This is a genomic window from Rhizobium sp. 21-4511-3d, from assembly GCF_053522545.1.
In genome coordinates, this window is record NZ_JBNWCF010000007.1 from 36,216 (window position 1) to 53,127 (window position 16,912).

Genomic DNA, 16,912 nt, shown 5'->3' on the forward strand with positions numbered 1-16,912 from the left:
GAAAGAAGACAAAGGGCGGGAAAACGCGCCGGAATTGTCGGGAAGCGCTCCGCTCAGCCGTCCTCGGATTGTTCAACCCCAAAAGGCAACAGAGGAGGACTTCTCATGACCCGGATCTCGAACAATCTCTGGTTCGAAAAGGACGCCCAGCAGGCAGTGGATTTCTATGTCTCCGTGATCCCGGACTCGACCTTCATCCGCTCGACCGTCATTCCCGCCGATACGCCGAGCGGGCCGGAAGGCAGCTGCAAGGTGATCGAATTCCGGCTCGGCGACCAGAATTATCTGGCGCTTGAGGCCGGACCGCTCGATGCCTTCAACCATGCCTTCTCGATCATCGTGGAATGCGACAGCCAGGCCGAGATCGACCGCATATGGGATGCGTTTCTGAGCAATGGCGGAACGACGGAAGCCTGCGGCTGGCTGAAAGATCGCTGGGGCCTCTCCTGGCAGATCACCCCGCGCGTGCTCGGCAAGATGATGGCCGATCCGGATCGTGCCAAGGCGCGGCGGATGACGGCAGCGATGCTGCAGATGGTGAAGCTCGACATGGCCGAGCTGCAGGCAGCCTTCAGCGGCTGAGTGCGGCGCCAGTCACAGGTGGAGCGGCCTTGGCGAATTTCTTCGCGCCGGCGACGCAGGCAACCACGGCCAGCGTTGCCGCCAGCATGCTCCAGCTGACGCTCTCCTTGAGCAGTGTTGCCGCCAGCACCAGACTGAAGAACGGCTGCAGCAGCTGCAACTGGCCGACACCGGCGATGCCGCCAAGCGCCAGGCCGCGATACCAGAAGATGAAGCCGATCAGCATGCTGAACAGCGACACATAGCCAAGGCCAAGCCAGGCGGGATTGCTCATTTCAGGCAAGGTCTGCGGCATCGCAACGACCGACAGGACCAGCATCAGCGGCAGCGACAGGACGAGCGCCCAGGAGATCACCTGCCAGCCGCCGAGCTTGCGGGAAAGGCGTGCGCCCTCGGCGTAGCCCAAGCCGCAGACGACGATGGCCGCGAGCATCAGGAGATCGCCGACCGATGTCGCGCCATCGCCCTGCGCCAGCGCGAAGCCGGCGACGATGGCGCTGCCGAGGCAGGAGAACAGCCAGAAGACCGGCTGCGGCCGCTCGCCGCCGCGCAGGACCCCGAAGATCGCCGTCGACAGCGGCAGCAGACCGATGAAGACTGTCGAATGGGCCGAGGTGACATGCTTCAGCGCGATTGCGGTCAGCAGCGGAAAGCCGATGACGACACCGAAGGAAACGACCGCGAGCGAGACGAGATCGCTGCGCAGCGGGCGCTTCTCGCGAAAGAGGATGAGCAGGCCACCTGCCAGAATGCCGGCGATCACCGCCCGCGCCACAGTCAGGAACAGCGGATCGAAACCGGCAACAGCAACACGGGTCGCGGGAAGCGAACCGCTGAAGATGAGGATCCCCATAAAGCCACTGAGCCAACCGGCTGCCGTCTTGTCCATGTGCGCATGCTCCTGTTCTCGCCCGCTATGAACCCGAAGGCATGGCATTGCCAGCAACAGTACGGTACAGTTTGCGCAAACTGTTATGGACACGGATACAGTACAGATGGATCAAGCGGTCAAAAACCTGGACAGTGGCAAGCGCATTGGCGCCGTGATGACGGAGATCCGCCGGCGGATTGCCGGGCGGGAACTGGTACCGGGGTCGCGCCTGCCATCGGTGCGCGCTTTCGCGAAGACCATGCACGTCTCGGCCTCCACCGTCGTCGAGGCCTATGAGCGACTGGCGGCCGAGGGGCTGATCCGCTCGCGCCCGGGCTCCGGTTTCTATGTCTCGAGTTCGCCGCAGCCGCTGACGCTGTCGGAGATCGGGCCGAAGCTCGACCGGGCGATCGATCCGCTCTGGGTCTACCGGCAATCGCTGGAGGACAGCCCGGATCTCCTGAAGCCCGGATGCGGATGGCTTCCGGAAAGCTGGATGCCGGTCGATGCAATCAGAAAGGCATTGCGCACCATTGCCCGGGGAGAGGATGCCGTTCTTGCCAATTACGGCACGCCGCTCGGCCAGCTTCCATTGCGGCAACTGCTTTCCCGGCGGATGAACGAGCGTGGCATTCCCGCCTCCCCCGATCATATCATCCTGACGGAATCCGGCACGCAGGCGATCGATCTGGTCTGCCGGTTGTTGATAGAGCCCGGCGATACCGTCATCGTCGACGATCCCTGCTACTTCAACTTCCATGCATTGCTGCGCGCCAATCGCGCCAAGGCCATCGCCGTGCCGATGACGCCGCAGGGACCGGATATCGAGGCCTTTGCGCAGGCGATCGAGCAGCACAAGCCGCGGCTCTACATCACCAATTCCGCCATCCACAATCCGACAGGAGCCACCTGCTCCGCCGTCGTCGCGCACAAGCTGCTGAAGCTCGCGGAACGGGCCAATCTGACGATCATCGAGGACGACATCTTCGCCGATCTGGAACATGAGCCCTCCCCGCGCCTTGCCGCCTTCGACGGCTTGGAACGGGTCGTGCATGTCGGCAGCTTCTCGAAGACACTTTCCACCTCGGTGCGCTGCGGCTTCATCGCGGCCAAGCCGGAATGGGTCGAGCCGCTGATCGATCTCAAGCTGGTGACGAGCATCGGCGGCGGCCGCCTGAATGCCGAGCTGATCCTCCTGCTTCTGACCGACGGCAGCTACCGCAAGCATCTCGATACGCTGAAGGTGCGGCTTTCGAAGGCGATGGACGAGACGATCGGGCGGCTGGCGCCGCTCGGCATCACGCCCTGGATCAGGCCGCAATCCGGGATTTTCCTGTGGTGCCAATTGCCTGACGGGATCAATGCGGGCGATATCGCCCAGTCCTGCCTTGCCGACAGTGTGGTGCTGGCGCCCGGCAATGCCTTCAGCACGGCGCCGGAGGGGAGCCGGTTCCTGCGCTTCAATGCCGCGCAATCCGGCGATCCGCGCATTTACCGCGCGCTTGAGAAAGCCCTGAAGGCGGCTCGTCACATGCCGGCGATCAGGTAGCGGTCGCGGCCTGCGGCCTTTGCCTGATAGAGCGCGGCATCGACGACCTTGAGGAGATCGATGCGATTGCTGCCTGCCTGTGGCGCCAGCGCCCCGCCGATGCTCAGACGGGCACCGACCGATATGCCTTCGACCTCGAAAGGTTCGCGGAAAGCGGCGACCAGGCGCTCGGCGACGGACGATAATGCGGCGGCATTCGGCGGGTTGGGGATGAAGACGGCGAACTCGTCTCCGCCCATGCGAACGGCAATATCACCGGCCCGGATGACGGCGCGGATACGGTTTGCCGCCTCGCGCAACACCTCGTCGCCTGCATGATGGCCGAGGCGGTCGTTGATGCCCTTGAACCCATCCATGTCGAGATAGAGGGCGCCGAAGGTCTGGCTCGCCGCAAGCGACCGTTCGAGTTCGCCATCGACAAGGCTCGCAAGCGCCGTTCGATTGTAGAAGCCGGTCAGCGGATCGGTCATTGCCGCGGCGCGCAGGCTGGTTTCGGCAAGGCCCATGACCATATTGGCCTTCTGCAGGCGCAGCAGCGCACCCGCGACCAGCGCGAAGCGGCTGAGATTGCCGATCTCGGCATCGGACAGATCCCGCGGTTCCACATCGAGAATGCAGAAGGCGCCGACGGCCAGGCTGCCCTCCATCTCGATCGGCGCGCCGGCATAGAAGCGGAAATGCGGGTCGCCGGTTACATAGGGCATATCCGACAATTCGGGATGGCGCCGCAGATCGGGAACGATGACGAGATCGTTGGCGTAGACGACACGGGTGCAGATGGAGAGATCGCGCGAGCACTCGGCGAGCTTCATCCCCGCCTGGCCGGCAACGCGCTGCCAATCCTCATCGATGATGTTGATGGCCGCGAAGGGTGTTTCGAAGACGCCGCGCGCCAGCTCGGCGAGAGCCGCAAGCTCCGGCGTCGAACTGCGGCTTACGGCATTCAAGGCGCGGACCGCCAGCAGCCGCTCTGCTTCATTGGCGGGGAGCCGGACGACCTGTCCCATTCATACCTCCGTCAGTTCGCAACCCGTTGCTAAAACATGATGTCATGATTTGTCACGGCAAGGGCAAAGTTTGACGAATGTTAACAAGGCGTTGCCAGCAGCAATGTCTGGCAGCGGACATTGGCGCGGAAAGCTGGTAAACTGATTTCGGGCTTGCAACCGGAGGAGCGCATGGACGACCGTCAAGCCATTTCAGATCTGATCGAGCGGCAGTTTGCCAGTCTCAGCTGGGCGCATGGCACTGGGCCCGACGCCGAGGGCTTCATGGAGGACTTCCATCCGGATGCCCTGCTGTTTGCCTCGGCGCGTCCCGCAAGAGCACAGACGCCGCGGAAATTCCTGGAGCGCATGGAGGGGCTGTCGCAGACGTCGCTGCGCGCCTTTGCCGAACATTGTCCGGCGCGAGAAATCCGCATCTTCGGTAATGTTGCCGTTGCGATTGCTGCCTGTGAGAACGTCGAGAACAATCGCGAGCGCAGCCGCAATGTCGAGATGATGCTGCTGGTGAAAGACAGCAGCGGCTGGAAGATCGCCGCGCAGGCATGGGACAAGATGACGCCGGGCCAGAGCTTTCCGGACTGGCTTTCGTAAGGCGGTTGCTTCCCGCGACAGGTGCGTTACATTTCGTTGGCTAACCGAAGAACGAGCTTGGGAGGAGCGACTTCATGAGACGGATGTGGCCTGAGGAGTTCAATTTCATCCTGAACGGCGCGGAGGAAGTGACGCTGGATATTCCGGCGACCGTGCACGAAGACGGCTCGCATGGCGAGGCGACCCATCGCCAGGCGCTGCGGGTGCGGATTTCGCAGCAGGATTACGAGCGCATCTGGCCGCTCGCCGAGGCGCGCTACCGCCTCGACGGCAAATTCGCCGGCAAGGCGATCACGCTGATCGCCAATAATCCACATTACCATACCTGGCATCCTGCCGATGGCGGCACCGCGGACGAGACATCGGACAGCGGCAGGCACTACACGACGAAATATGTCGTCGTGCATTTCCTACTGGATGACGTGCGGGAGGCAGCGGCGGCCTGAGGCCGCCCGCCCTTACGCCTCATCAAGCGCCAGCGTGAGATCGGCAATCAGGTCGTCGGGATGCTCTATCCCGATCGACAGGCGGATCGTTGATTCCAGCACGCCGATGCGCTGGCGCACATCTGCCGGCACGCCCGAATGCGTCATCGTCGCCGGATGGGAGGCGAGCGATTCCGTTCCGCCGAGGCTGACGGCCAGCTTGAAGATCTTCAGCGCGTTCAGGAATTTGAACGAGGCCGGCTGGCCACCCCTGATATCGAAGGAGAAGGTCGAGCCGGCACCGCTGCACTGGGCCGTAAACGTGCGGCCGACCGGCGACTGCGGATCGTTGTAGGGCAGATAGTGGATCTTCTCGACCTTCGGATGCTCGCGCAGGAAACCGGCGACGGCTTCGGCATTGCTATTGGCGCGCTCCATGCGGATCTGCAGCGTTTCCAGTGAACGGCCAAGCATCCAGCAGGAATGCGGATCGAGCTGCGTGCCGATTGCGCCACGCAGCGCCTTGACCTGCTTCATCACGGCCTTGCGGCCGAGTGCGGCACCGGCGATCAGGTCCGAATGACCACCGACATATTTGGTCAGCGAATAAAGCGAGATATCGGCGCCATGCTCGATCGGCCGCTGGAAGACCGGGCCGAGCAGCGTGTTGTCGCAGGCGATGATCGGCGTATGGCCCTGCTTTTCGCCGATCGCATCGGCGACACGGCGGATCATCGCGACATCGACGAGGCTGTTGGTCGGATTGGCCGGCGTTTCGATGAGGATGATGGAGACGCGGCCCTTGGCCATCGCCTGTTCGGCCGCGGCCTTTACCGAGCTCTCGCTGACACCATCGGCAAAGCCGACGGCGGAGACGCCGAGATTGAGGAAGGTCCTGGCAAGCAGCGTTTCCGTGCCGCCATAGAGCGGCTGCGAATGCAGGACGGTATCGCCAGGACGGACGAAGGCGAGCAGCGTGGTGGCGATCGCCGACATGCCGGACGAGAAGAGCGCGCAGCTTTCGGTGCGCTCATAGACGGCAAGGCGATCCTCGACGATCTCGCTGTTCGGATGGTTGAAGCGGGAATAGACGAGACCCGCACCCTTGCCCTCCGGCGGCTCCTTGCGGCCGGAGACATAGTCGAAGAAATCCCGGCCATCCTCGGCGGACTTGAAGACGAAGGTCGAGGTCAGGAAGACCGGCGGCTTGACGGCGCCTTCCGACAATTCCGGATCATAGCCGTAGTTCAGCATCTGGGTTTCCGGATGCAGGGCGTGATTACCGATATGGGTTCTCGACGGATGCGGCGCGGTCATGAAACGTCTCCTCAAGCAATGTCACGGACTTCGCCCGGCAAATTATATCAGATGCAGCGGCGGGTTCTTGCTATTTGGCGCGGCCTGATATTGTTGGAAGCAACTTCTTGCGGAGATCAGCGAAAAGTGACGCAGAAAATTGCCGATACGATCGACCGCCGTATCCTCAAGGAACTGGCGGCCGACGCGCGCATCACCAACAATGAATTGGCGGAGCGTGTGGGGCTTTCGGCATCGGCTTGTTTGCGGCGGCTGCGGCGTCTGGAAGAGACCGGCGTCATCCAGGGTTACACCGCGATGATCGACCCGGCCGTCGAGGGCTGGACGATGACGGCGATCGCCTCGGTGCGGCTCAGCCGCCAGCACGAGGACGAGATCCGGATGTTCGAGGATGCGGTGCGCGGCTGGGACGAAGTGCTGGAATGCCACCTCGTTACCGGTTCCAAGGACTATGTGCTGAAGGTGATGAGCGCCGGGCTCGAACAATACGAGCGGTTCATCAAGGACAAGATCGCCAAGCTGAAATGCGTCGACACGATCGAGACCAGCTTCGTGATGAACACCATCAAGGCGCGGCGCTCCTGAGCGTCAAAAATGCCCACAAAGCCTCAAGTGTTAAAAAATTCTCACACAAATTAACGGGTTGTTTACCACGTTTCGTGAAAGGTGCGCGGTGAGCAGTGGTGATCCGCATTCCTTTTCCTAGTCTCGCGTTTTTCGTTGGAATGCCGCTACGCCGTCCAGTTTGAGGAAAGTCTAAAAAACTAAACTCGGATGAAACGGTCTCTCAAGCCAATAGCCGAACCCTGACGAGGGACGCGGCAGACGAAGCGAGCAAGAAGATGAACGGATCGCGATCAAATTCTCCCCGGAGCGCCGACAGATCCTCCCTCGACGCGCTGAACCGCACGATCGAAGGGCTCGAGGCGCGTATCGAAGGGCTGATGGGCACCAACGGTCCGCGGGATCCGGCGCCACGGGCTGCTGCTCCCGAACGCGATAGCTACGCACGTTCCTACGAGCCGCGGCCGGCCTACGCCGCCGCCGAGCCCCGTCCCGACCCGCTCGCCGAAATCCGCCAGCGCCAGCGCATCCTCGAAGCCGGCCGCGAACGCGCAGCCGCCGAGCGTGCCGCCTACCGCGAACCCGCTCCTGCGCCGCGCGCACCGGCTCCAGCCGCAGCTCCCGTCTACGGTGCCTCGAACGACACGATGACCGAAATTGCCCAGGCGCTCGTCAACCTGCGCCAGGACCTCAAGCGCGACATCTCCGAGGGCGTGACGCGGGAGATGAATGCACTGCGCGGTGAGCTCCGCGAGATCAAGTCTAGCGCTCAGGACAACCGTTTCGCCGACGACATCCGCGCCGACATGGGCCGTCTGGCGCACAGCATCGACCAGCTCTCGCACCGCTCCGCGAGCCCGGAAGCCGCTGGCCTGCGCAGCGAATTCGACGAACTCCGCTCGCTGATGGATGGCTTGGCCCGCGAAGATTCCGTGCGCCACATGGAGCGCCGCTGGGACAGCTTCGAAAACCAGCTGCACACGATCGACACCGCCGGCCTTCAGGAAGAACTGGTTTCGCTCGCCTACCGGCTCGACGATATCAAGCGCCATATCGGCGGCATGGGCGAGAGCCCGGCTGTCCGCGCCCTCGAAGACAAGCTGATCTCCATTGCCAGCGCGATGGAGCAGTTCGGCAGCATGATCCAGCCGCATGACCGGGCGATGTCCGAGCAGTTCGCGGCCATGGATACGCGCCTCGACGAAATCAGCCGCGCCATTGCCGCCAGCAGCCGCAACGCCTCCAGCGGCGACCCGGCGCTGATGCACCGCCTCGAAGGCCGTCTCAATGCGCTCGGCGAGCAGATCGACCTGATGGGCCGCAGCGTTGCCAACCGCACGGCACCGGCCGATGGCCTGACCGACCGGCTGGAAATGCTGACGCGCCGCGTCGAAGAGCTGGCCAATACCAAGGCGACGGCTCATCTCGACGAGCGGCTGGAGCAGCTCTCTTACATGCTGGAGCGCGCCCAGAAGGCCGCACCGCAGCCCGACCTCAACCGCACGCTGGCCGATATCTCCAGCAAGATCGACGCGCTGGAAACCGGCGCGGTCAACGACGTTCTCGCCGAGCGGCTCGACTATCTCGCCCGCCGCATCGACCAGATGGAAATCCAGCCGGCTCCCGTCATGGCGGCACCTGCCATCGACGACAGCGCTTTCCGCCGGATCGAGGGACGCCTCAGCGACATCGCCGCCCGTCTCGAAGAAAGCACCGCGGCACCGGCAACCGACTCGCGGGCGCTGAAGAGCCTCGAAGACCAGATCGCCAATCTCTCCACGCTGCTCCACGAGCCGCGTGCAGATGCCGGTATCTCCGCCGATCTCGACCGCCGCATGGGCGCCATCGAAGATTACATGGCGACCAGCGACGAATATATCATCGAGGCTGCCCGCCAGGCGGCTGAAGCGGTCGTCGAAGCCTATTCGCGCAATGGCGGCCTGCAGGCCGGCAGCGTTCCGGCCGCCGACATGTCGGCGCTGAATGCGCTGGCCGCCGATCTTCGTCATCTTGAAGATCTCAGCCGCAGCGGCGAGGAACGGACCCACAAGACGTTCCAGGCGCTGCATGAAACGCTCGTTCATATCGCCGACCGCCTCGACGACATGGAAACGCGCAACCGGCCTGCCGCCCGCATGCCGGCCGCCAATGTCGATTTCGAAGTCGACCCCTATTCGCTGATCCCTGCCGGCGCAGAGGCGGAGAAGCCTGCGGTGTTCGGCACCAAGGGCGTGGCGGCACCGCGCGCCGCCGTGGCTGAAGCCGTTGCACCGCAGCCGGCCCCGGCTCCCGCCGTCAGCGAAACCAGCGCCATCGCCATCGAAGCCGCCACCAAGCATGCGGCCGAAGCCAAGCAGAGCAAGAGCCTGTTCCTGGCGATCGGCAAGAAGCTGATGCCCGGCAAGAAGGCGCCGAAGGCCGATGCCGCCGAGCGCACGATCATCGATCCGGCTCCGTCCATCGACCCTGTCGATGTCGTGCCCGGCGAAGAGGCCAACGAGCTTCTCGAGCCCGGCTCCGGCGCGCCTGACGTGAAGAAGATCCTGGAGCGGGTTCGCGCCAGCCAGAGTGCGGCGCGCGCCAACCCGAAGCCTGCCTCGGAAAACGACCGCGCCGACTATATCGCCGCTGCCCGCCGTGCCGCCCAGGCCGCCGCTATCGAATCCGACCCGAAAGCGCAGCCGCTGAAGGCCGACAAGAAGAGCAAGGCGCCGAAGCCTGCCGGTGGCGCCAGCGCCTTCTCGCGCTTCCGCCGTCCGCTGCTTCTGGCAGCCGGCGCCGTGCTTCTGGCGATCATGGCATTCCCGCTTGCCCGCACGCTGACCACAGGCCAGAGCGCACCGCCCGCCGAAGTCGCGGTCATGAGCGATGCGAACCAGGCTCCGGCAACGGCAGACACAGCGGCCGTACCGCAGATCGATAACCAGGCGACCGCCAATCTCGAAGCACCGGCGGCACCAGAGGCCGTTCCCCCGGCCGCCGATCCGGCACCGGCATCACCGGCCGATCATCTGACCGATGCCGCGCCGCTCGATGGCGAAGGTGCTGCGACGCTGACGCAGGGCGCTCCGGCTCAGGATGCCACGGCCTTTGCTCCGAAGGATGCTCCGGCCACCACCAATGCGGCACCGGCACAGCCTGAAATCGCTGTTCCCGATGTAGTCCAGCCGGCGGCGCTTGCCGATGCGGCACGCGGCGGCGATGCGCTTGCCCTGTTCGAAATTGCCGCCCGCTACAGCGAAGGTCGCAACGGCGTCACCGCCAGCGAAGCCGATGCGGTCAAGTGGTACCAGATGGCCGCCGACAAGGGCTTCGCCCCGGCGCAGTACCGTCTTGGCAGCATCTACGAGAAGGGCACGGGTGTCGCCCGCGACATCAACAAGGCCAAGGGCTTCTATGAGCAGGCTGCCGATCAGGGCAATGCCAGCGCGATGCACAATCTCGCAGTGCTCTACGCTTCCGGCGCGCTCGGCCAGCAGGACTATGCGACGGCTGCCAACTGGTTCACCAAGGCCGCCAATCTCGGCATCACCGACAGCCAGTTCAACCTCGCCATCCTCTGCGCCCGCGGCAATGGCGTGACCCAGGATCTCGGCGAGAGCTACAAGTGGTTTGCGATCGCTGCCAAGGGTGGCGACAAGGACGCCGGCGCCAAGCGCGACGAAGTCGCCAAGGCAATGAAGCCTGCCGACCTCGACAAAGCAAAGGCCGCAACCGACGCCTGGAAGCCGCAGCAGCTCGACAACAAGGCCAACGGCATCGACGTGCCCGATGCCTGGACCGGCAAGGGCACCAGCACCTCGAGCGTCGACATGAAGAAGGCGATCCGCAACATTCAGGCGATCCTGAACAATAACGGTTTCGACGCCGGCACGCCTGACGGCGAGATGGGCGCCAAGACCGTCGCGGCGATCAAGAGCTTCCAGAAGTCGATCGGCCAGGATCCGTCCGGCAAGATCAACGACGACACGGTCAAGGCCCTGCTGGAGCGCAACGCCAAGAACGCCACCAAGGCATAGGGCGCCAATCCGGCCCTCGCCTCGAAAATTTGAGACGACCCTTTTGCCTTCGCCGCAAAAGGGTCGTTTTGCTTTCAGAGTTTCGCGGCGGGATTGATTGCCGGTCGGGGGATTCGTTAGCATTCAGCGGGACAAGGTTCCCTATTTCAGCCAGTGGGAAACGCCGGAGATGACGTTATCAGTGCTTGCCGAGGGTTCGGCGGCGCTGCTGCGGGATCCGCTCTGGCGGCAATCGGGCGCCGAGACGGTCGAGGACTATGCGCGCTGGGCGGTCAATGTCTGCGGCATGGCCTGCCTGAAGATGATCCTGGCAGCGCGCGGCGACCTGCATCCGACGCTTGCTCTCGCCCGCGCCTGCACGGTTTATGGCGGCTATGTCGTCAACGAGCTCGATGCCTCGATCAAGGGGCTGATCTACGCGCCCTTCGTCACCTATGTGCGCGAACGCTTCGGGCTCTCAGCGGAGACGATGACCGGTATTGCGACAGAGAGCATTCCCGGCCTGCTGGCCGATCGTCCGTTCTTCATCGCCTCGGTCAATAGCGGCATCCGCTGGCCGGAGAAGATACCGCCGTCGAAAGGCGGTCATCTGGTGCTGGTGACGGCAGCCACACCGGAGACGATCCGCTTTCACAATCCATCCGGCCATGACGCCGCAAGCCAGGCAGACGTGACGCTGCCGCTTGCCGTCTTCGACCGCTTCTTCGCCAATCGCGGCATCGCGATCGGCTTCTGACACACATTTTGGCACGAGATCATTTTGGAGGTTTTCATGACATCTTCCCGCGGCAAGCTGCGCATCGCCGTTCTCTTCGGGGGCCGCTCGGCCGAACACGACGTCTCCATCATGTCGGCGACGAATGTCATGGGAGCGCTGGAGCCTTCGAAATACGAGGCGGTGCCGATCTTCGTGACGCGGGAAGGCGAATGGCTGCTCAGCCGCTTCGAGAATGGCACGCTCGCCAAGCCGGCAAGCGGCACCGAAATCGCGCTGGTGCCCGGCGGGCGCGGCCGGATGATCGCGATCGACGGCGGGCGGATGAGTGATGCCGGAAAGATCGATATTCTCTTCCCGGTGCTGCACGGAATTTTCGGTGAGGACGGCTCGGTGCAGGGGCTGGCCGAAGTGGCCCGTGTGCCGTTGGTCGGCTGCGGCATCCTGGGTTCGGCAACGGCGCTCGACAAGGATATAGCCAAGCAGCTCTTGCGGGCCGCGGGGCTGCCGGTGGCGCGGGCGGTGACCGTCCATGCGGAACAGGCGCCGTCCTTCGATACGCTCGAGAGCGCCCTCGGATTGCCGCTGTTCATCAAGCCGGCGCGGCAGGGTTCTTCGGTCGGCGTGCGCAAGGTTTCAGGCAGCCAGGAATTTGCGCCGGCGCTTGCGGAAGCCTTCAGGCATGACCGCAAGCTGCTTGCCGAGGAGTTCATCCGCGGCCGCGAGATCGAGTGCAGCGTGCTGGAGGACACCAGGGGCGGATTGTTCGTCTCCCGTCCGGGCGAGATCATCCCGGCCGAGAGCCACGGCTTCTACAGCTACGATGCGAAATATATCGACGAGGACGGCGCGGCGCTGAAGGTTCCGGCGGAGCTTCCGGCCGAGGTCGAGGCGAAGATCCGCGAGACCGCAGCGCTTGCCTTCCGGGCGCTCAGCTGCGACGGCATGGCGCGCGTCGATTTCTTCCTGACCGAGGACATGAGCTTCCTGGTCAACGAGGTGAACACCATTCCCGGTTTCACCAATATCAGCATGTATGCGAAAGCGATGGCGGCAAGCGGCGTCAGCTATCCTGAGGTGATCGACCGGCTGGTCGAGCATGGTCTCGCACGCGCCGGTCTCTGAGCCGGAAAGGCCCCTTCCCGGTGTGGCAGGTACGCACCGGGAAGAAAAACGCCGCGACTTCGCCCCACGTTGTCACAAAACCTGAAAAAAGCCGGATTATTCGGGAGTTATCGCTCGCGGAATGTGCGGCCTGGATGTCGTTTCTCGAAAGCCTCTGGCAACGATTTCCCATTATGATGCGCCATTCGAACGGGACAAGCGCGCCTGCCCGGCGGGGGCAGTGAGTAATCGGGGTCGGTTGTGGCAATCTATCTGCCCATCGCAGAATTGTCGGTGAACATCTTCATCATTCTTGGCATGGGCGCCGCTGTCGGCTTCCTGTCGGGCATGTTCGGCGTCGGCGGCGGCTTCCTGATCACCCCGCTCTTGATCTTCTACAACATCCCGCCCGTCGTCGCCGTCGCCACCGGCGCCAACCAGGTCGTGGCCTCCTCGATCTCCGGCGCTATCACGCATTTCCGGCGTGGTACACTCGACGTCAAGCTCGGGTCGGTGCTGCTGATCGGCGGTCTTTCGGGCGCCACAGTTGGTATCTGGATCTTCTCGCTGCTGCGCCGCCTCGGCCAGCTCGATCTCTTCATTTCGCTGCTCTACGTCGTCTTCCTCGGCACAGTCGGCGGGCTGATGCTGCTCGAGAGCGTCAATGCCATGCGCCGCGCAGCCAAGAACGTGCCGCCGACGCCACGCAAGCCCGGCCATCACCACTGGGTGCACCGCTTGCCCTTCAAGGTGCGGTTCAAGAAATCGAAGATCTATCTCAGCGTCATCCCGGTCATCGCGCTCGGCTTCGCGATCGGCATCCTGACCTCGGTCATGGGTGTCGGCGGCGGTTTCATCATGGTTCCCGCGATGATCTATCTGCTGCGCATTCCGACCAATGTCGTTGTCGGCACCTCGCTGTTCCAGATCATCTTCGTCACCGCCTATACGACGATCGTGCAGGCGGCGACGAACTTCTCCGTCGATATCGTGCTCGCCTTCATCCTGATGGTCGCCGGCGTGATCGGTGCGCAATATGGCGTGCGCGTCGGCCAGAAGCTGCGTGGCGAACAGCTGCGCGCGCTGCTCGGCCTGCTCGTTCTCGCCGTCGGCATCCGTCTGGCGATCTCGCTGGTGGTAACACCGGCCGATATCTACTCGATCGTCATGGGAGGCAATTGATGCGCTGCCTTCCTGCCCTTGCCCTTTCGCTCTTCCTTGCCCTGCCGGGTCTCGCCGCGGCGCAAACGCTGCTGCCGGGGCAGAATGCCGAGAGCGTGCGCGAGGGACTGGAGATCGGCACCTCGACCAGCGAAATCGCCATCACCTCCGACTTCAAGGGCGCCGATCTGACGATCTTCGGCGCGGTGACCGAAACCGATCAGCTGCTGCTCGCCGTCGGCCAGTATGATGTCGTCGTCGTGCTCGAGGGGCCGCGTGAGAACGCGACTGTGCGTAAGAAGCAGCGGGTCTTCGGCATCTGGATCAATACCAGCTCGATGACCTTCGAGGCCGTGCCGCATTCCTATTCGATGTCGAGCTCGCGGGCGATCGACGATGTGACGACGCCGCTCGACCTGACCGACGAGGGCATCGGCATCGACCATATTCCGCTGACGCCTGTCGGCTTCGTCGGTGATGGCAGCAGTCTCGGGGAATTCCGCGAAGCCTTCCGGCGGCTGCAGCAGAGCGGTGGCCTCTACGAGCGCGACCCATCCGGCGTGCGCTTCGTCAGCTCCAACCTGTTCAAGGCGAGTCTCCGCCTGCCCGCCAACATTCCGAACGGCGTGCACACCGTTCGCGCCTATCTCTTCAAGAGCGGCAAGCTGGTGAACCAGAAATCGGTGCCGCTACGCGTCATCAAGACGGGCATCGAGCAGATGATCACCGATGCGGCGCACGAGCGGCCGATCGAATACGGCGCATTCGCCGTATTCCTGGCGCTGGTGACGGGCTGGGCCGCCAGCATCGTGTTCCGCAAGGATTGATCAGGCGCTCTTTTCGCGCGCTGCGACCTCGTTGCGGGCACGCGTCAGGCGGGCAAGCACGGATGGCGTATCCGTCGGCAATGGCGTGCCGAGATGCCTGGCGCGCAGCTCGTCCATGAAATCCGACCACAGCTGTGGGCCGCCCTCTTCCAACACTTCGGCGCGGATCGCCAGCGCGTCGGAAACCGGCAGATGCTTGCGGCCCCAGGCGCCCATATGCGCGAGAAGCGGAACTAGCTCGATGGCCATCTCGGTCAGGCTATAGACCGACTTCTGCTTGTGGCTCGGGTCGTCTTCCTTGGTCAGCAGGCCTTTCTCGACAAGGCGGCGCAGGCGGTCGGCGAGGATATTGGTGGCAATGCCCTCGTTGGAGCCCTGCAGCAGTTCGCGGAAATGGCGCCGGTTGCCGAACATGATGTCGCGGATGACGATCAGGCTCCAGCGGTCGCCGAGAACCTCCAGCGTCAGGTTGATGGGGCAGCCGGAACGGTGCTCTTCACTCATGCTCATTCTCCAAAAGCCGCTTGCATTTTGCCATCAGAATACCGGCGGTTCAATCAGGTGCGAGCGGCAGCGGCGACCAGTGCCGCAGCGGCTTTTCCGGCGGTCTCGATATAGGATGGATCGCGGCGCAGAAGCACGGTGGCGAAGCCGCCATCGAGCAGCAGCATGACCTGCCGCGCCAAAGTTCTACTGTCGCTTACTCCATCGGCTTCGAAGATCTCCGCGAGCCAATCCTCCACGCGCTGCTTGTGGACGATACCGGCCTTCACCGCGGGATGGCCGGGCATATCGGCAAGCTCGGCGGCGGTGCGTAGGAAGCCGCAGCCTTTCCATTTCGGATGGCGCGCGGCTTTCGCCAATTCATCGAAGATCGCCTTGACCTTCTCCCCCAGCCCGCCGTTGGCCGCCGCATACCATTTCTGGAACAGCGCGAGGTTCGGCTGATCGCGGCCTTCGAGATAGGCGGTGATCAGGTCGTCCTTGCTGTCGAAGTGGTAGTAGAGCGTCCGTTTCGTGACGCCCGCCTTCTCGGCGACGGCATCGACGCTGACGGCGCGGATACCCTGCCCGTAGAAGAGCTTGGCGGCTGCATTGACGATACGGTCACGGGTGCTTTCTGTCGGCTGTTTCATGAAGGCAAAGTATACCGACTAGTGAGTGTTACCAAGAGCGCTGTGAGCCTATGGATCAGCTCCTCGGAGATGGTGGAGCGAGCGGCGATGGATAGCGGGAGCCAGACGGGCATTGCAGGGCAGCGTATCGATATCGGATGCCGCGATGGCGTGATCCTAGGCGGTCACTTCTGGCCAGCGGTTGGCCGGTGCGATGGCACCGTCATCATCAACCCGGCAACCGGCGTGCTCGCCAGCTACTATCACCGCTATGCGCGGTTTCTCTCCGCTCATGGCTTCCAGGTGCTGACCTATGACTATCGCGGCATCGGTCTGTCGCGCCCGGCGCGGCTGCGCGGCTGCGGCTATCATTGGCGTGATTGGGGAAGGCTCGATTTCGAGGCGGCGTTCACCTTCGCACGGGAGCACGATCCGCTGCTGCCGGTTGCTGTCGTCGGCCACAGCATCGGCGGCTTCCTGCCGGGATTTGCGGAGAGTGCTCCCGGCATTGACCGCATGCTGACAGTCGGCGCGCAATATGGCTATTGGGGCGATTATGCCAGATCGCAGCGCCGCTCGCTGTTCTGGAAATGGCATGCCGCCATGCCCGCTCTGACAGCAGCATTCGGCTACTTTCCAGGACGACGGCTCGGATGGCTGGAGGATCTTCCGGCCGGTGTTGCCAATGAATGGAGTTTTCGCGGCGCGCGGATGGAGCATAGCTATCCGGCTCCTGAGCGGAAGGAAATCATTGCACGCTTTGCCGCGGTACAAGCACCCATTCTGGCGATCGGCATGTCCGACGATCCGATCGGCACGCCGGCCGCGATCAGCCGTGGGCTTAGCTATTACAGGAATGCGAATGCGAGACAGGTGATGATCACGCCGGGCGATCTCGGGCTTGAGGCTGTCGGCCATTTCAGCCTGTTCCATCAGCGGCATGCGAGCGGCTTCTGGCTGGATACGCTTCTGTGGCTGCGCGACGGGATCAATCCGTGGCCGCAGCGGCTCTGCCCCGCTCCCGCCTTTTGAGGGACACAACTTCGCCTTTGAATAAAAACCGGT

Annotated in this window: 16 protein-coding genes; 11 read left to right on the forward strand and 5 right to left on the reverse strand. The window is 63.5% G+C overall.

The features are described 5' to 3' along the window. The first annotated feature begins 105 nt into the window (after window positions 1-105). Entirely contained in the window at window positions 106-582 is a 477-nt protein-coding gene (locus ACQZ5H_RS16415) for a VOC family protein (RefSeq protein ID WP_449098395.1), read from the forward strand. Here ACQZ5H_RS16415 and ACQZ5H_RS16420 read toward each other — a convergent pair. Next, the gene (locus tag ACQZ5H_RS16420; RefSeq protein WP_449098396.1) at window positions 572-1,471 is read right to left on the reverse strand and encodes a DMT family transporter; all 900 of its coding nucleotides are present in this window, start codon (window positions 1,469-1,471) and stop codon (window positions 572-574) included. The genes ACQZ5H_RS16415 and ACQZ5H_RS16420 overlap by 11 nt on opposite strands. Window positions 1,472-1,577: 106 nt before the next feature. Between ACQZ5H_RS16420 and ACQZ5H_RS16425 the strand changes: the two genes are divergently transcribed. Then, on the forward strand, window positions 1,578-3,002 hold the full coding sequence (locus tag ACQZ5H_RS16425) for an aminotransferase-like domain-containing protein (RefSeq protein ID WP_449098397.1): 1,425 nt from the start codon (window positions 1,578-1,580) through the stop codon (window positions 3,000-3,002). Here the strand turns inward: ACQZ5H_RS16425 and ACQZ5H_RS16430 are convergent. Further along, window positions 2,981-4,009, reverse strand: coding sequence for a diguanylate cyclase domain-containing protein (locus ACQZ5H_RS16430; protein ID WP_449098398.1), 1,029 nt, complete (start codon window positions 4,007-4,009; stop codon window positions 2,981-2,983). The genes ACQZ5H_RS16425 and ACQZ5H_RS16430 overlap by 22 nt on opposite strands. A gap of 171 nt (window positions 4,010-4,180) precedes the next feature. On the opposite strand from ACQZ5H_RS16430, the gene ACQZ5H_RS16435 reads away from it, so the two are divergent. Both ACQZ5H_RS16435 and ACQZ5H_RS16440 read left to right on the forward strand, forming a co-directional pair. Beyond that, window positions 4,181-4,600 (forward strand): nuclear transport factor 2 family protein, encoded by a 420-nt coding sequence (locus ACQZ5H_RS16435; RefSeq protein ID WP_449098399.1) that lies wholly within the window; start codon window positions 4,181-4,183, stop codon window positions 4,598-4,600. Between the two features lie 83 nt (window positions 4,601-4,683). Then, window positions 4,684-5,046: a hypothetical protein gene (locus ACQZ5H_RS16440; RefSeq protein WP_025555261.1), complete on the forward strand. Its 363-nt coding sequence runs from the start codon at window positions 4,684-4,686 to the stop codon at window positions 5,044-5,046. 12 nt (window positions 5,047-5,058) lie between these two features. On the opposite strand, the gene ACQZ5H_RS16445 is transcribed toward ACQZ5H_RS16440, so the two are convergent. Then, window positions 5,059-6,342, reverse strand: coding sequence for a cystathionine gamma-synthase family protein (locus ACQZ5H_RS16445; RefSeq protein ID WP_449098400.1), 1,284 nt, complete (start codon window positions 6,340-6,342; stop codon window positions 5,059-5,061). 126 nt (window positions 6,343-6,468) lie between these two features. Between ACQZ5H_RS16445 and ACQZ5H_RS16450 the strand changes: the two genes are divergently transcribed. From ACQZ5H_RS16450 to ACQZ5H_RS16475, 6 genes are all read left to right on the forward strand, one after another. Continuing rightward, window positions 6,469-6,927, forward strand: a complete 459-nt coding sequence (locus ACQZ5H_RS16450) for an Lrp/AsnC family transcriptional regulator (RefSeq protein WP_025555263.1) — start codon at window positions 6,469-6,471, stop codon at window positions 6,925-6,927. 257 nt (window positions 6,928-7,184) lie between these two features. Next, the gene (locus ACQZ5H_RS16455; RefSeq protein ID WP_449098401.1) at window positions 7,185-10,925 is read left to right on the forward strand and encodes a peptidoglycan-binding protein; all 3,741 of its coding nucleotides are present in this window, start codon (window positions 7,185-7,187) and stop codon (window positions 10,923-10,925) included. Between the two features lie 121 nt (window positions 10,926-11,046). Continuing rightward, window positions 11,047-11,661: a C39 family peptidase gene (locus tag ACQZ5H_RS16460; RefSeq protein WP_449098580.1), complete on the forward strand. Its 615-nt coding sequence runs from the start codon at window positions 11,047-11,049 to the stop codon at window positions 11,659-11,661. Window positions 11,662-11,697: 36 nt separating this feature from the next. Continuing rightward, complete coding sequence (locus tag ACQZ5H_RS16465; protein WP_449098402.1) at window positions 11,698-12,765, forward strand: D-alanine--D-alanine ligase family protein; 1,068 nt, start codon at window positions 11,698-11,700, stop codon at window positions 12,763-12,765. A 240-nt stretch (window positions 12,766-13,005) separates the two neighbouring features. Then, on the forward strand, window positions 13,006-13,926 hold the full coding sequence (locus ACQZ5H_RS16470) for a sulfite exporter TauE/SafE family protein (protein WP_025555267.1): 921 nt from the start codon (window positions 13,006-13,008) through the stop codon (window positions 13,924-13,926). Beyond that, window positions 13,926-14,732, forward strand: a complete 807-nt coding sequence (locus ACQZ5H_RS16475) for a TIGR02186 family protein (RefSeq protein ID WP_112713470.1) — start codon at window positions 13,926-13,928, stop codon at window positions 14,730-14,732. The genes ACQZ5H_RS16470 and ACQZ5H_RS16475 overlap by 1 nt, the downstream gene beginning before the upstream one ends. On the opposite strand, the gene ACQZ5H_RS16480 is transcribed toward ACQZ5H_RS16475, so the two are convergent. Next, window positions 14,733-15,236, reverse strand: coding sequence for a winged helix-turn-helix transcriptional regulator (locus ACQZ5H_RS16480; RefSeq protein ID WP_449098403.1), 504 nt, complete (start codon window positions 15,234-15,236; stop codon window positions 14,733-14,735). Between the two features lie 53 nt (window positions 15,237-15,289). Beyond that, a complete protein-coding gene (locus ACQZ5H_RS16485; RefSeq protein ID WP_449098404.1) occupies window positions 15,290-15,868 on the reverse strand; it encodes a TetR/AcrR family transcriptional regulator in 579 nt (192 codons plus the stop codon). A gap of 87 nt (window positions 15,869-15,955) precedes the next feature. Between ACQZ5H_RS16485 and ACQZ5H_RS16490 the strand changes: the two genes are divergently transcribed. After that, window positions 15,956-16,879 (forward strand): alpha/beta hydrolase family protein, encoded by a 924-nt coding sequence (locus tag ACQZ5H_RS16490; protein ID WP_449098405.1) that lies wholly within the window; start codon window positions 15,956-15,958, stop codon window positions 16,877-16,879. The last annotated feature ends 33 nt before the right edge of the window (window positions 16,880-16,912 follow it).

What these genes read in the sequence shown, in the direction of transcription:
- ACQZ5H_RS16425 (WP_449098397.1), top strand. Translation starts at nt 1,578, where the DNA reads ATGGATCAAGCGGTCAAAAACCTGGACAGTGGCAAGCGCATTGGCGCC.
- ACQZ5H_RS16430 (WP_449098398.1), bottom strand. Translation starts at nt 4,009, where the DNA reads ATGGGACAGGTCGTCCGGCTCCCCGCCAATGAAGCAGAGCGGCTGCTG.
- ACQZ5H_RS16415 (WP_449098395.1), top strand. Translation starts at nt 106, where the DNA reads ATGACCCGGATCTCGAACAATCTCTGGTTCGAAAAGGACGCCCAGCAG.
- ACQZ5H_RS16480 (WP_449098403.1), bottom strand. Translation starts at nt 15,236, where the DNA reads ATGAGTGAAGAGCACCGTTCCGGCTGCCCCATCAACCTGACGCTGGAG.
- ACQZ5H_RS16475 (WP_112713470.1), top strand. Translation starts at nt 13,926, where the DNA reads ATGCGCTGCCTTCCTGCCCTTGCCCTTTCGCTCTTCCTTGCCCTGCCG.
- ACQZ5H_RS16485 (WP_449098404.1), bottom strand. Translation starts at nt 15,868, where the DNA reads ATGAAACAGCCGACAGAAAGCACCCGTGACCGTATCGTCAATGCAGCC.
- ACQZ5H_RS16435 (WP_449098399.1), top strand. Translation starts at nt 4,181, where the DNA reads ATGGACGACCGTCAAGCCATTTCAGATCTGATCGAGCGGCAGTTTGCC.
- ACQZ5H_RS16440 (WP_025555261.1), top strand. Translation starts at nt 4,684, where the DNA reads ATGTGGCCTGAGGAGTTCAATTTCATCCTGAACGGCGCGGAGGAAGTG.
- ACQZ5H_RS16490 (WP_449098405.1), top strand. Translation starts at nt 15,956, where the DNA reads ATGGATAGCGGGAGCCAGACGGGCATTGCAGGGCAGCGTATCGATATC.
- ACQZ5H_RS16455 (WP_449098401.1), top strand. Translation starts at nt 7,185, where the DNA reads ATGAACGGATCGCGATCAAATTCTCCCCGGAGCGCCGACAGATCCTCC.
- ACQZ5H_RS16465 (WP_449098402.1), top strand. Translation starts at nt 11,698, where the DNA reads ATGACATCTTCCCGCGGCAAGCTGCGCATCGCCGTTCTCTTCGGGGGC.
- ACQZ5H_RS16420 (WP_449098396.1), bottom strand. Translation starts at nt 1,471, where the DNA reads ATGGACAAGACGGCAGCCGGTTGGCTCAGTGGCTTTATGGGGATCCTC.
- ACQZ5H_RS16445 (WP_449098400.1), bottom strand. Translation starts at nt 6,342, where the DNA reads ATGACCGCGCCGCATCCGTCGAGAACCCATATCGGTAATCACGCCCTG.